At 62.7% G+C, this 13,086-nt stretch carries 10 protein-coding genes and 1 tRNA gene; 7 read left to right on the forward strand and 4 right to left on the reverse strand.

Annotation, left to right across the window (positions count from 1 at the left end; all coding sequences use genetic code 11):
* Window positions 1–299: 299 nt before the first annotated feature.
* Complete coding sequence (locus tag P9217_RS13930) at window positions 300–5,141, reverse strand: winged helix-turn-helix domain-containing protein (RefSeq protein ID WP_278087078.1); 4,842 nt, start codon at window positions 5,139–5,141, stop codon at window positions 300–302.
* A gap of 142 nt (window positions 5,142–5,283) precedes the next feature.
* Here P9217_RS13930 and P9217_RS13935 point away from each other — a divergent pair, with 142 nt between their 5' ends.
* Window positions 5,284–6,144, forward strand: coding sequence for a DUF1194 domain-containing protein (locus P9217_RS13935; RefSeq protein ID WP_278087079.1), 861 nt, complete (start codon window positions 5,284–5,286; stop codon window positions 6,142–6,144).
* Window positions 6,145–6,288: 144 nt separating this feature from the next.
* On the opposite strand, the gene P9217_RS13940 is transcribed toward P9217_RS13935, so the two are convergent.
* A tRNA-Ser gene (locus tag P9217_RS13940) sits at window positions 6,289–6,378 on the reverse strand.
* A 401-nt stretch (window positions 6,379–6,779) separates the two neighbouring features.
* Between P9217_RS13940 and P9217_RS13945 the strand changes: the two genes are divergently transcribed.
* The 4 genes from P9217_RS13945 (at window position 6,780) to P9217_RS13960 (ending at window position 9,603) form a co-directional block, all read left to right on the forward strand.
* The gene (locus P9217_RS13945; RefSeq protein ID WP_278087080.1) at window positions 6,780–7,481 is read left to right on the forward strand and encodes a hypothetical protein; all 702 of its coding nucleotides are present in this window, start codon (window positions 6,780–6,782) and stop codon (window positions 7,479–7,481) included.
* Window positions 7,482–7,572: 91 nt separating this feature from the next.
* Window positions 7,573–7,893: a hypothetical protein gene (locus P9217_RS13950; RefSeq protein WP_067002648.1), complete on the forward strand. Its 321-nt coding sequence runs from the start codon at window positions 7,573–7,575 to the stop codon at window positions 7,891–7,893.
* A gap of 195 nt (window positions 7,894–8,088) precedes the next feature.
* Entirely contained in the window at window positions 8,089–9,078 is a 990-nt protein-coding gene (locus tag P9217_RS13955) for a BMP family ABC transporter substrate-binding protein (RefSeq protein ID WP_278087081.1), read from the forward strand.
* 69 nt (window positions 9,079–9,147) lie between these two features.
* Window positions 9,148–9,603 (forward strand): GNAT family N-acetyltransferase, encoded by a 456-nt coding sequence (locus P9217_RS13960; protein WP_278087082.1) that lies wholly within the window; start codon window positions 9,148–9,150, stop codon window positions 9,601–9,603.
* Here the strand turns inward: P9217_RS13960 and P9217_RS13965 are convergent.
* The gene (locus tag P9217_RS13965) at window positions 9,598–10,005 is read right to left on the reverse strand and encodes a hypothetical protein (protein WP_278087083.1); all 408 of its coding nucleotides are present in this window, start codon (window positions 10,003–10,005) and stop codon (window positions 9,598–9,600) included. The two genes, P9217_RS13960 and P9217_RS13965, sit on opposite strands and share 6 nt — an antisense overlap.
* Before the next feature lie 38 nt (window positions 10,006–10,043).
* On the reverse strand, window positions 10,044–10,253 hold the full coding sequence (locus P9217_RS13970; RefSeq protein ID WP_067002641.1) for a SlyX family protein: 210 nt from the start codon (window positions 10,251–10,253) through the stop codon (window positions 10,044–10,046).
* Window positions 10,254–10,416: 163 nt separating this feature from the next.
* On the opposite strand from P9217_RS13970, the gene P9217_RS13975 reads away from it, so the two are divergent.
* Together P9217_RS13975 and P9217_RS13980 are read left to right on the forward strand one after the other, a co-directional pair.
* The gene (locus P9217_RS13975; protein ID WP_278087084.1) at window positions 10,417–11,949 is read left to right on the forward strand and encodes an ABC transporter ATP-binding protein; all 1,533 of its coding nucleotides are present in this window, start codon (window positions 10,417–10,419) and stop codon (window positions 11,947–11,949) included.
* The gene (locus tag P9217_RS13980; protein ID WP_095781077.1) at window positions 11,946–13,085 is read left to right on the forward strand and encodes an ABC transporter permease; all 1,140 of its coding nucleotides are present in this window, start codon (window positions 11,946–11,948) and stop codon (window positions 13,083–13,085) included. The genes P9217_RS13975 and P9217_RS13980 overlap by 4 nt, the downstream gene beginning before the upstream one ends.
* Window position 13,086: the final 1 nt, after the last annotated feature.

The raw sequence follows: 13,086 nt of genomic DNA on the forward strand, positions 1-13,086 counted from the left end.
GCTGGCGAAGAGAGCGTCTTTCGAGTTCGCATCTAAATAATTGAAAAAATTTGGCTTTCGCTCCGGCTCGTTGCGCTGTTTGCTTCACGGTTGCCTTGGATGGCGACCGGCAAGCCTACCTGTCTGAGGTACAGACACGTCTCCATCCCAGTTTCTTATGAATTCGATCAGAATGCCCAACCCAGACCCGGAATGGCTGCTACGCACCCTCCACAGCGGACGAAGAAGATCGAAAACATGCTGCGGTATCGGCCTGGCATCGCAGATTGATCACAAGGGCTCTGACCCCGTTGTCGACCTCAGCCCGGACAAGTGCCAATTGCAGGGTCTTCAGGAAGGAAGAAGCTTCGCCGCTCGCAAGCGGTGAGTTCGCGAGGGACGGTGCGCCGGGCGAAGTCAATGAGGTCCCGGGACGTTTGGAAGACGCGAAGGATGCGGACATCTTTTTCGCCGGAAACAATTGCAACGCGGGTGCCGTCGGAACTGAAAGCTGCGCGTGTAAAGCCCAGTAGAATGGTTGCTTCGTCGTGGCTGCCGAGGACGGCAATCTGGCGTCCCGATTGCGTCGCCCAGAGCCGGACCGTGCGATCCTTCGAGGACGCGGTCACGACATACAAACCGTTGGGACTGAACTGGGCGCTGTCCACCGCGCCGCTGTGGCCCCTTAGAACGGCCCTTTCCAGTCCGCCAGCGACGCTCCAGATCCGGATGGTTCCATCGCGCGAGCCGGTCAGCAGCAACTGACCGTCGGGGCTCAAGGCGACGACCGTTACCGCGCCGGTGTGTCCCACTAGCGTTCTGACGTTTGCTCCGTCCGTGGTCGACCAAATGCGAGCCGTGTGGTCGAGTGAGCCCGTGGCGACGAGTTGACCGTCCGGGCTGAAGGCCGCTGCCGTGATGCGATCCTGATGCCCCACAAGAACCCTGAGCTCGGCTCCGCCCGTCGTCAAGAGGTGGCCCGCATTGTCTTCCCTGGCCGAGAGGATCAGATTTCCGTCAGGGCTAAGAATGGCCTGCGGTAGGTTGCTGCTCGTGTTAATGGCGGCTAGCTCGGTGCCGGTCGCCGCGTCCCACAGCTGCGCGGTGCCGTTCATCGATGCGCAGAGAAGCGATTTGCCGTCGCGACCAAACTGGATCTGGATCAGGCCGCGATGTGATCGGAACTGGGCGGTCTCGTGTCCCGTGGCCACATCCCAAACACGGACCTGCCCCCCAAGAGATGCCGTCGCGACGCGCCTTCCATCTGGGCTGAACGTCGCGCTTTGAACGATCTCATGTGTATCGAGCCGGATTGTCTCGCGCCCGCTCACGACATCCCACAGGTGCGCCGCGCTGTCGCCGCCGCCGGTCAGCAGGTGGACGTTGTCGGGACTGAAGACCGCGAAAGTCGGCCGATATTCATGTGAGAGCGCAGTCGTCAGCGCGCCGTCGACATCCCACAGCCGAGCGGTGCCATCGTGTGAAGCAGTGAGAAGAATGTTGCTGTCGACCGGGCTGAATTCCATATGCTCGACCAAGGATTCATGACCGGCGATCGTCGTCACCAACGAGGCGCGTTCAGCGTCCCAGATGCGGATCGGCCCATTGACCGAGGCAGTCGCCAGGAAGCGGTCGTCCGGAGTGAAAGCACCGTTCATCTCCACATCGCGTTCATCCGTATCGATGTCTGCCTTCAACCCCGAAACCTCTTGGCCTAGCACATGATCCAGCGTTCCCAACGCTCCATCCCAAATTCGGGCAGTGCCATCGATGGATACCGTGGCGATTCGCTGACCCCCATGACTGAAAATGACGCCGTTCAATTGCGTGTCGCTCTTGCTGCCGGCCAGCTTTGCGATCTCCGTTCCTTTCGACAAATCGAAAAGGCTGGAAGTGTCTCGGTGTGAATGCCAACCCCACGGGCCGGCCAGCATCCGGCTTCCGTCCGGGCTGAACGCCAGGCTGTAGGGCCAGGAGGTCACTCGCATTGACCGCGTCAGCGCGCCGTCTGCGCTATTCCAGATCGAAACAAAATGCTTGCCTGCCGTCGCGAAGCTGCGGCCGTCTGAACTGAAAACAGCACGCGTATATGCGTCGCTTTTTACACCTAGAACTTTCTTTCCGGTCCGAGCATCCCAGAGCGTTGCATCGCTGTTCTCCCCCGCCGTCAGCACCCGGGTGCCATCCGGGCTGAAGATTGCCGTCGGATAATTGCCTACCGGGCGCATGATAAAGAGCTGCTCTCCCGAGACAGCGTCCCAGAGACGTGCAGTGCCATCCCTCGCCGCCGTCAGGATACGGCTCCCGTCCGGGCTGAATTCAGCCCTCTCCAAGGCCGCTTCATGACCCTTTAGAACTGCAGTTTCGGCACCGCTGGAGATGTCCCAGACGGCTGCAGTCTTGTCGTAGGATGCGGTGACGATGCGATCGCCGCTCGGATTGAATGCCGTATCCGTCACGCCGGCGCCATGCCGGAAGATTTTGATCTGGTGGTGCGCCAGCAGAGCCTTGTAGAGGGCTGCCTCCGCCTCGAACAGATATTGCCGCTCGGATTGGTCTTTTGAGGGCAGTGCTTCAAGCGCCAAGAGGATCGCAGCCTCGGTGCCGCCTGCCGCGGTGGACTGCTCCGAAAGGAACGAGAGCGAAAGGAACTGATTGCGCATCGCCTGGTCGCGTTGCGACCTCGCTTCCTCCTGCGCCCTGAAGGCGACCAGCGCGCCTGCGCCCGCGATGAGAGCGAGCATTATCGCCACAATCGCTGCGTTGCGGGTACGTCGGGAAAGCCGGTTTGCTGCGGCCGCCGCCAGGCTCCGGCGCTCGGCTTCGCGCTCCAGGCGCTCGTGTTTTGCCTCTTCGGCGGCCTCGATCAGCGCTAGCGCTGCGTGCCGGTCCTTCTCCTCTTTCTGCCGATGGGCACGCAAAGACTCCTCGATGTACTCAAGGACATAATCGTCGATCTCCTCCCGTCTCGACAACATTAGTTCTTCGCCCTCCGCCAGACGTTTGCCGGACGGAAGGAGAAGCTCTCGATTCCTGCTTTCCAGGTGCCATCGGTGGGCATCAGCCCTGAGGCGTTCGCGCGTCTCGAGAAAATTCCGGTTTGCATTCACAATGTCACTTGCGCGCGGCCAGCGCCTCAACAGTGCTTCATGTGCAACGCGCACGAAGACACGCCCTGCGGCGTTCTCGTCGCTGACGAGGAGCCGCGCGTCGATCAGGGCCCTGACCAGCGCCGATCGCGCGGGAGTACCTGCAACTTCGGTGAGCAGGGCTGGACGTGCCGTCACGGTGTCATCGCTCAGACTTGCAGTTGTGAGGGCGCCCAGTACCGTCGGTAAGGCCTCCTGGATCTCGGACGCCAGTAAATCCACGACTTCATCGGCGCGGCGCGCGATTGCGCCTTCGAGCCCGCCGAGCGCGCGATAATCCGCAAAGGTGAGAACGCGGCGCTGGCGGCCGGCCTGGTACAACGCGTCGAGCACAAACTCCAGAAGCGGCAATGATCCGGGATCGGCAGCTGCTGCCTCCTGCAGCACGTCATCGAGTCGCCCCAACTCGGCATTCTCCTCAAAGCGGAGTCCGGCAACGCCCGCCGGCTCACGGATGATCTGACCGATCTCCGGGCCAGTCGGCGGCAGGAGTTCGTAGCTGGAGAGGCCATCCTTGAGCGCCGAGAACCCCGGGACCTCGCCGCAGCGGTGAAAAAAATCCGAACGGATCGCCGCGATCACCCAGGCCAGTCCGCTCGCGGCGAGCAGCGTCATGAGCCGCACGAGAGCCTCGCGCGTCGCCGGCTGCTTCTCCGTCGTGAACAGCTCCTCCAGCTGATCGATGGCGACAACCAACCTGATCTGCGAGCGGGCCGACCCAGCGGCTTTGCCAAGTGCCTGGCGAACCATCGCCAGCGCCCGATCCGGCGCGCTCCTGCAAAGCCGAGCGAGCTCCGCGGCTGTTACTTCGCAGGCCAGTTCCGGCACAGCAGCTTCGCTAAGCAGCGCCGCAGCCAGCACAGCGAATGAATCCGGTCCTTCGGAGAGGCGGATCAGGCAGCGGCGCCACAACGATATGCCCGCCACGGTTCCGGGCCGGATCAATGACGGCAGCAGGCCAGCGCGCAGGAGGGAAGACTTGCCGCAACCGCTCATGCCGTAGATTAGCAGGAATGCGGTGCCGCTTGCTGCCTGCTGCTCCAGTCTTGAAGTGCAGGCAGCAATCGCCCGCGCTCTGCCGAAGAAGAGATCGGCATCTTCGAATTCGAAGGCATCGAGACCGCGAAATGGCGACCTGACCGGTTCCTCTGAAGCAAGAGGTACGCGGTAGATGCGCAGGGCACGTGCGACGTCCTTCAGCTTCTGCTCGCCAAGCTCGATGAATTCCAGCGGGAGCCGGTCTCGAGCCTGGGCATGAACCGCTTCCGTGATGCAAATCCCGCCCGGTCGTGACAATGATTGAACATGGGCTGCGACCTCGACCGCCTCGCCCCCGAGGTGGTCGCCCTCGTCGACGACATAACCGAGGTGAAGCCCGATGCGGAAGCGCAGGCGCTTTGTCTTGGGAACTTGGCAATTCCGTCTGTCGACCTCATGCTGGATGTCGCTCGCACACCGCAAGGCCTCGACAGGGCCTGCGAATTCGGCGACCACGCTCTCTTCGGCGCTCGAGAGCACGCGACCGGCATGTTGCACCAGCAGCCGATCGACGATCTGCCTGTACGGCCCGATTGGTACAGCAGCGCCCCGCTCAGCCTCACCTGGCGGCCGACCGTCAGCAGCCAGTTCGGCTGCCAGGATAGTGGCCATTCTTGGCCCGGCGCTTGAAGGACGGACCAGCCTGTAACCGCGCCGAGGCACCGTCTCCACAACAGCCTGCCGACCGTCATTGAGCGCCGCACGGATCTCGTGAATGCATTGCACAAGGCTGTCGTCGGTGACCGCGATCCCGTTCCAGACCGCCCTCATCAGCTCGTCCTTGGTGACGACGCGATCAGCGTTCTCCAGAAGGTGACGAAGCACCGCGAAGGTTTGGTGACGAAGTGCGATTGTGCTGTTGGATTTGTCGCGCAAGGTCTCGCTGCTCACGTCGACGGTAACGCCGTTGAGCACGAACATCGTGGGCGGCGAGCTACTCAAGCCGTTTCCCTCAAGCACGAAGCCGCAGTCCAATGTTTCGATCCTAGCACGGTTTCGCGCTTGCCATCATCATTCACATCGGGCGGGGAGCGCCGATTTCGGCAAATGATCGGAAGCCGTTCGTGACCCCGAGACGCCTCGGACCGACAATCGCAGCGTCAGCGAGAGGCTCACCATGGACGACGAAGTGCAGATTGCTCGAAGTGTGGGCGCAAGGCTGGTGCTCCGGCTCACAGGCGTGTGCCTGATGACCCTGTTCTTGGCAATGGCGCCCCAGGCTCACTCAACCGACCGTTCCCAGGACGGCCTGGTCGACGTCGATCTGCAATTGATCCTTGCAGTGGACGTTTCGCCGTCGATGAGCAAAGTTGAGCAAAGAGTGCAGCGCGACGGCTACGTCGATGCTTTCCGCCACGCGGACATTGCGGGGGCAGTCAAGTCGGGAGAGCGTGGAAGAATTGCAGTGCTCTATCTGGAGTGGGCAGGGCCAAATCAGCAAACCGTCATCGTGCCATGGACAATCGTCCAAAGTCGCGAGGACGCTCTCACTTTGGCAGACAGGCTCGCGGCTTTGTCGTTGACTGAAGGCCGCGGAACGTCGATTTCCGGTGCATTGTCTGCCGCGAATGATCTGTTCGCGAATAGTGGCTTGCGCAGCCCGCGCAGGGTCGTTGATATATCCGGCGACGGACCCAATAATGCCGGAGCACTCCTTGACCCCATCCGGCAGGTTCTTCTCGCGGAAGGCGTGACGATCAACGGGCTGCCTATCGCACTGCCCCGGATTGGCGAGGCCGACGGGTTCGCGAGGTATGGCCGTTCCAACCTGCAATCCTATTTCGAGCGCTGCGTCATTGGCGGACCAGACGCGTTTGCAATCGGTGTCACAGAGCCCGCCATGTTCGCCACCGCAGTCCGTCGAAAGCTGGTGCGTGAAATCGCCATGAACACGGATTTGGTGATCTACGCCACCTACACGGCGCGTTCAGACAGCACGACCGATTGCAACGTGATCGGTCAGCTGCCAGGGCGGTAACCGATCGGCGTTAGCGCGACGGTTTCTGGGGCGGGCCGCACGGAACGTCTTTTCGGGCACCTGCCTAACAGCCAATTGCGGACGGCTTTGGGGTGCCTTCCTTCTTCGCAAACTAGTTGAAAACATTAGTATTAGGAAAATTGATGGCGGAGAGAGCGGGATTCGAACCCGCGTTACGGTTTCCCGTAAACACACTTTCCAGGCGTGCGCCTTCAACCACTCGGCCACCTCTCCGTCTTGCATGTCGCGTCGGCCGGTTTCGCCGCGCGGGTTGGGGAGATGCATCTCCCTCGGGAAGGGCTCTCGGCCTAAATTTGGGGTGCCTTCAACCGGCAGGCAACCCTTTTCCCGGCACCTCTAGCCGTCTAGGCAAAACAGGCGCGGGGCTCATCTAGTCGATCCGAAAGCGAATGCCAAGTCATTCCGTGGCTTTTGCCGTGGATGGCGCGAAAGCTGCCGGTGGCCTGCCATGCAGCCGAATGCTGTGCACAGGCTGGCCGGCGGAGTTTCCCGCGCTTGACTTCGGCTCTGGCCGCCTGTCGACTGCCTGAGGCGTTGTTTCGTGCACTTCCGGACGGAAAACCACGACGCAGTTCCCGGAACTGCTTGGGCTTTGCGAGGGGCATTGTCCTGACATGGCATCGATCAACCAGCAGCCCGCGGGCCGGCCCGACAGCGGGCTCTCCTTCATCCCGGTGGCGTGGCTGATCATCGTGATGGCGCTTTCGGCCTATGGCCTGATCTCGAGCTGGCGGCTGATCGGCGACTTCAATCTGCCGGAAAGCGTGCTCTTCCTGATCTACGGCGGGCTGACCGGCGGCGTCGTGACCATTCTGTGGGGGCTTTACCTGCTCGGCCTCGCCTTCAACCGGTCGGCGCGTTTCCCGCGTCACTATACGATCTGGCAGGTCGCCATCATCCTTTGGCTCGTCGTGCGTCAGGCCTACATGCTTCTTGTCCCCGATTTCGTCTTCTCGGCCGAAGGGCTGGGCTTCACGGTGGCCGAGATCGCCATCGGCCTGCTCTGCATCTACCTCCTGCGGCGCGGCGCCGGCGCCGACACGGTGTATGCCAATCCCGAGGCCGTACGCCCGCCGCTCCTGGTCTCGCTCGTCGCCGCGTTGCTCGGCATCATTCTTGGTGGCGCCATCGGCGCCTGCATCGGATTTTTCGCGGGGTCGCTAATCGCCGACGCCACCCATATGAGCTGCTTCGAGGGCGCCTGCGGGTTTTTTGCTGTCTTCATCGGCTTGGGCGGCCTGATCATCGGAGCCGTCGGCGGCGGGATTTTCGCCATCTGGCGCGTCAACCGGCGCAAAGCGGCGCGGAGGGCCTAACTCAAAATCACGTGTCGCGATTGCGTGGCGGTTGTGCACGCTCTATGTCGTTTGGCGGGGCAGACGGGAGTGTTCCCGGGGAGTGCGTTGGATGCTGCGTTTCATCTTTCGGCTGGCGGCCATGGTTGCGTTGTCGATTTCTGTCATCATGGCGGTGATCGACACCACGCGGTCTGTCGCGGCGTCGGCGCTGGTCATGACGCCGCTCAACGCAAGCTGGCTGGCGGTATCGCCCGACACGCGCGCCGCGTTCGAGACCTATGTGCGCGCCAAGGCCAGTCCGCTGGTCTGGGACGGGATCATCGCCTGGGTGCTCGGCCAGCCGGGATTCGCCGTGTTCGCGGTACTGGCGTTCCTGCTCTACGCCCTCGGCTACCGCCGGCGGCGCCACGAATTCGCCCCGACCAATTGACGCTGACTCCGCCCGAAACGGTCGGCCTTCACGCTTTTTCCAACAGGTCAAAATTCCACGTGAATTTTGTTTCGGGCCGTGCCAGATTGGCCGCGAGCGGGAGGGCATACACTTCCTGCCTGACGTCGCATGCCTGCCGGAGAACCGGGCAGGGTGTGCGGTGCAACGGAAAATAACCGACAGGGTGTGGATCACATGAAACGTATCGTTCTCGGCCTCCTGGCCGCAACCGCAATGGTTCTCCCGGCCTTCGCCGCGGATGTCCAGCCGGCCATCCTCTACGATCTCGGCGGCAAGTTCGACAAATCCTTCAACGAGGCTGCCTATAACGGCGCCGAGAAATTCAAGAAGGAAACCGGCGTCGCTTATGTCGAATTCGAAGTCTCCAACGCTTCGCAGCGCGAGCAGGCGCTGCGCCGCTTCGCCGAGGACGGCCGCAACCCGATCGTGATGGCCGGCTTTGCCTGGGAAGATGCGCTGAAGAAGGTCGCGGCCGAATATACCGACCTCAACTTCGCCATCATCGACGATGCCGTCGACCTGCCCAATGTCCGCTCGCTGGTGTTCAAGGAGAACGAAGGCTCCTACCTCGTCGGCATTCTGGCTGCGATGGCGTCGAAGTCGAAGAAGGTCGGCTTCGTCGGCGGCATGGACATCCCGCTGATCCGCAAGTTTGAATGTGGTTATGTCGGCGGCGCCAAGTCTGCCGGGGCCACCGAGGTCATCCAGAACATGACCGGCGATACCCCGGCCGCCTGGAACGACCCCGCCAAGGGCGGCGAGATCGCCAAGACGCAGATCGATCAGGGCGCGGACGTCGTCTATGCCGCGGCCGGCGGCACCGGCGTCGGCGTGCTGCAGGCGGCCGCGGATGCCGGCAAGCTCGGCATCGGCGTCGATTCCAACCAGAACGGCCTGCAGCCCGGCAAGGTGCTGACCTCGATGCTGAAGCGCGTCGATGTTGCCGTCTACAATGCTTTCATGGACGGCAAGAACGGCACCTTCAAGGGCGGCGTCGAAAATCTCGGCCTCAAGGAAGGCGGTGTCGACTACGCCATGGACGACAACAACAAGGCGCTGGTGACGGACGAGATGAAGGCGGCCGTCGAAAAGGCCAAGGCCGACATTATCGCCGGCAAGGTCCAGGTGCACGACTACACCACCGACAACAACTGCCCGTATTGATCGGCAACTGAACGAGGCTTCTTCGACCGCCGGGCTTTTTGCCCGGCGGTTTGTTTTTCGACCAGCATCATGCAACCGATTATCGAAGCCATGACGGAGCGCGATGTCGAGGCGATCGCCAAGCTGCGCCTGGCCGCCTTCTTTGAGGGCACTGGCCGGACGCTCGCAGAGGATATTGCGGGACTTCGCCGGCTGATCGCAGGCGACGGGTTCGAGGCGGCTGTCGTCGCCCGCCTCGGCGGCTCGCCGATCGGAAGCTGCCTCTTCGTCCGCAACGAGATCGACCCGGCGCATGATCTGACGCCGTGGCTCGCCGGGCTTGTTGTTGACAAGGCGTATCGAGGGCAGGGCGTTGGCACGGCGCTGGTCAGGGCCATAGAAGGCCACGCCGCGTCGGCCGGCGTTAACCGGCTCTATCTCTATACCTGGCAGGCACGACCGTTCTACGAAGCGCTTGGCTGGACTGCGGCGGAAGCTTTCGAGCAGGAGGGCGAGCCGATGCTTTTGATGTCGTGCGCCCTATAGCGTGCCGGCGAGATAGCCCAGCGCGAAGGCGGCCGCCAGGGCGAGCGAGATAGCCAGGCCGAGCCGGCCGCCAAGGGAGTGCAGGCCGACGCCATAAGGCTTGCGCTCGATCTTGTTGATCACGATCGGCTGCGGCTTCGCATCGCCCTTGTCCAGCCCGGCAAACCGCATTTGCGGCAATTCGCCAAGCCGGCGCTGGATAAGCTGCCAGCGCTCATCCGAAGCCGTGGCCGACGCTCCCTGCGGCTCCAAAGCACGCATGCGCTCGGCAAGCCGCAGCACCGCGTCGCGAAAGGCGGGATCGATCTCTAGGTCGCGCTCGGCGCGAGCACGCTCCCGTTCGTCCATCAGGCCGAAGACATAGTCGCCGGCCCTTGCGATGCGGTCTCCTTCACCGGCCATGACCGTTCTCCTCGAACTCGCTCGCTCCCCCTGCAGGCTCAGTAGTGCGGCGGCTTGGTCACCGGCACGTCGGGAGCGGCCTGCTCCTCCAGGGCCAGGAATCGGTCGGCAAGGGCGGCCAGCTTGCGTTCCATGCGCTCGATCACCGTCCACTGCTCAGCGATCTGGCCGGACAGTTCCTCGATCGTCTTTTCCTGCTCGGCGGCGCGGATTTCCAGCGTCGTCAGCCGATCGTCAGGCATCGTCATCATCCCGGTCTCTGTGAATGTGAAGCTCCCGGCCACCTTCGAAATTGACAAGCGCGGGGGGATTTGTCGAGAGTGAATGGCGTTTCGGCCAATTGGCACGGGCGGGGCATCATGCTAGGCATTTTGACCAAGCGATAAAAAAATAACGAGTGGGACAGGCTGCATGGCGCAAGCCGCAATCGAGCTCATAGGCATCAACAAGAGTTTTGGCGCCGTGCGCGCGAACCGCGACATCAACCTGGAAGTCACGCGCGGCACCATCCATGGCATTGTCGGGGAGAACGGCGCAGGCAAATCGACGCTGATGTCGATCCTCTATGGCTTCTACCAGGCCGACAGCGGCGAAATCCGCGTGGCGGGCAAGCCGGTGTCGATCAACACCCCAAACGACGCGATAGCGCTCGGCATCGGCATGGTGCACCAACATTTCATGCTGGTCGACAATTTCACGGTGCTGGAGAACGTCATCCTCGGCGCCGAGACCGACGCGCTGTTGAAGAGCAGCATCGCCAAGGCGCGCTCCGAGCTCGAACGGCTGGAGCGCGAATACGGCCTCGAGGTCGATCCCGACGCCATCATCGAGGAATTGCCGGTCGGCCTGCAGCAGCGCGTCGAGATCCTCAAGGCGCTCTATCGCGGCGCCGAGATCCTGATCCTCGACGAGCCGACAGGGGTTCTGACGCCAGCCGAGGCCGACCATCTGTTCCGCATCCTCAAGCAGCTGAAGGAACAGGGAAAAACGGTGGTGCTGATCACCCACAAGCTGCGCGAGATCATGGCCGTTACCGACACGGTCTCGGTCATGCGCCAGGGGACCATGGTGGCGACCAGGGTGACCAGGGAAACGACGGTCGGCGAGTTGGCCGAACTGATGGTCGGCCGGCGCGTGCTGTTGCGGGTGGAGAAAGGCCAGTCGGAGGCCGGTGCGACAAAACTCTCGGTCAAGAACCTGACGGTCAAGGATTCACGCGGCGTCACCATGGTCGACGACGTCTCCTTCGACGTGCGCGGCGGCGAGATCGTCGGCATCGCCGGCGTGGCCGGCAACGGCCAGTCGGAGCTGCTCGAGGCGATCTCCGGCATCCGGCACGCCGTCTCGGGCGAGGTCATGCTCGACGGCAAGCCAATCGACCTGACCGGCAAGGCCGATCCCGGCGAATTGCGCGACCGCGGTCTCGCCCATGTGCCGGAAGACCGCCACCATGTCGGGCTGGTGCTCGCCTTCGAGGAGAACGAGAACTCGATCCTCGGCTATCATGACGACGAGCGCTATCTCAAGGGACCGTTCCTCAACGTCGATGCCATCATGGCCGACGCGAAGAACAAGATCGAGAAATACGACATCCGTCCCGGCAATCCGCGGCTGAAGACCGCAAATTTCTCCGGCGGCAACCAGCAGAAGATCGTGCTGGCCAGGGAGATGGAGCAGGATCCCGGCGTGCTGATCGTCGGCCAGCCGACGCGCGGCGTCGACGTCGGCGCCATCGAATTCATCCACAAGCGGCTGATCGCCATGCGCGATCAGGGCAAGGCGGTGCTGGTCGTGTCGGTCGAGCTCGACGAGATCCGCTCGCTGTCCGACCGCATCCTGGTGATGTTCGCCGGCCGCATCGTCGGCGAACGCGGACCGGAAGCGACGGAAGGCGAGCTTGGCCTCTTGATGGCCGGTGTCGAGCACCAGGAGGCCGCCGAATGAGCACGCCTTACGCCAAGCTCCCGGCCTGGGCCGATTATGGGTTGATCCCTTTGATCAACCTGTCGGTTGCTTTCATCGTCGCGGGCTTCGTCGTCATGCTGGTCGGCGAAAATCCGTTCCGCGCCGCCGTCATCCTGGTCGAAGGCGCTTTCGGCAAGGGCACAGGCATCGCCTTCACCTTGTTCTATGCCACGACCTTCATCTTCACCGGGCTGTCGGTGGCGGTGGCGGCGCATTGCAGCCTGTTCAACATCGGCACCGAAGGCCAGGCCTATATCGGCGGCCTCGGCATCGCGCTCGTCTGCCTGAGCTTCGACAGCGTCCTGCCCTGGTGGCTGATCTTTCCGATGGCGATCGTCGCCGCGGCGGCGTTCGGCGCGCTCTGGGGTTTCATCCCGGCCTATCTGCAGGCCAAGCGCGGCTCGCACATCGTCATCACCACCATCATGTTCAACTTCATCGCCGCCTCGGTGATGGTCTATCTGCTGGTCGGTCCGCTGAAGCCGGTCGGATCGCAGGCGCCGCAGACACGCAATTTCCTGGCCGGCGCGGAATTGCCGAAGCTCAACTGGATGATCGAATTGTTCGGCGCCAAGATCCGCTCGGCGCCGCTCAACATCTGCTTCCTGCTGGCGCTGGCGATGGCGTTCCTGGTCTGGCTGCTGATCTGGCGCACCAAGCTCGGCTACGAGATGCGCACCTATGGCCATAGTCCGAAAGCGGCGCGCTATGCCGGCATTTCGGAAACCCGCATCATCCTCACCGCGATGATGATCTCGGGTGCGTTGGCCGGCATGATGGCGCTCAACCCCGTGATGGGCGACCAGCACAATGTGGCGATCGATTTCGTCTCGGGCGCCGGCTATGTCGGCATCGCGGTCGCGCTGATGGGCAGACTGCATCCGGTCGGCATCGTGCTGGCGGCGATCCTGTTCGGCATGCTCTACCAGGGCGGGGCCGAGCTTGCCTTCGAGATGCCGGCGATCAGCCGCGACATGATCGTCATCATTCAAGGGTTGGTCATCCTCTTCGCCGGCGCGCTGGAGCATATGTTCAGGCCCTATATCCAGGCGCTGTTCGCATCGGTCAGCCCGAAATCGGTCGGCATGCAGGCGGTCAAGGGGAAGGGGGCCTGAG

Source organism: Mesorhizobium sp. WSM4989, from assembly GCF_029625795.1.
Taxonomy (GTDB): domain Bacteria; phylum Pseudomonadota; class Alphaproteobacteria; order Rhizobiales; family Rhizobiaceae; genus Mesorhizobium.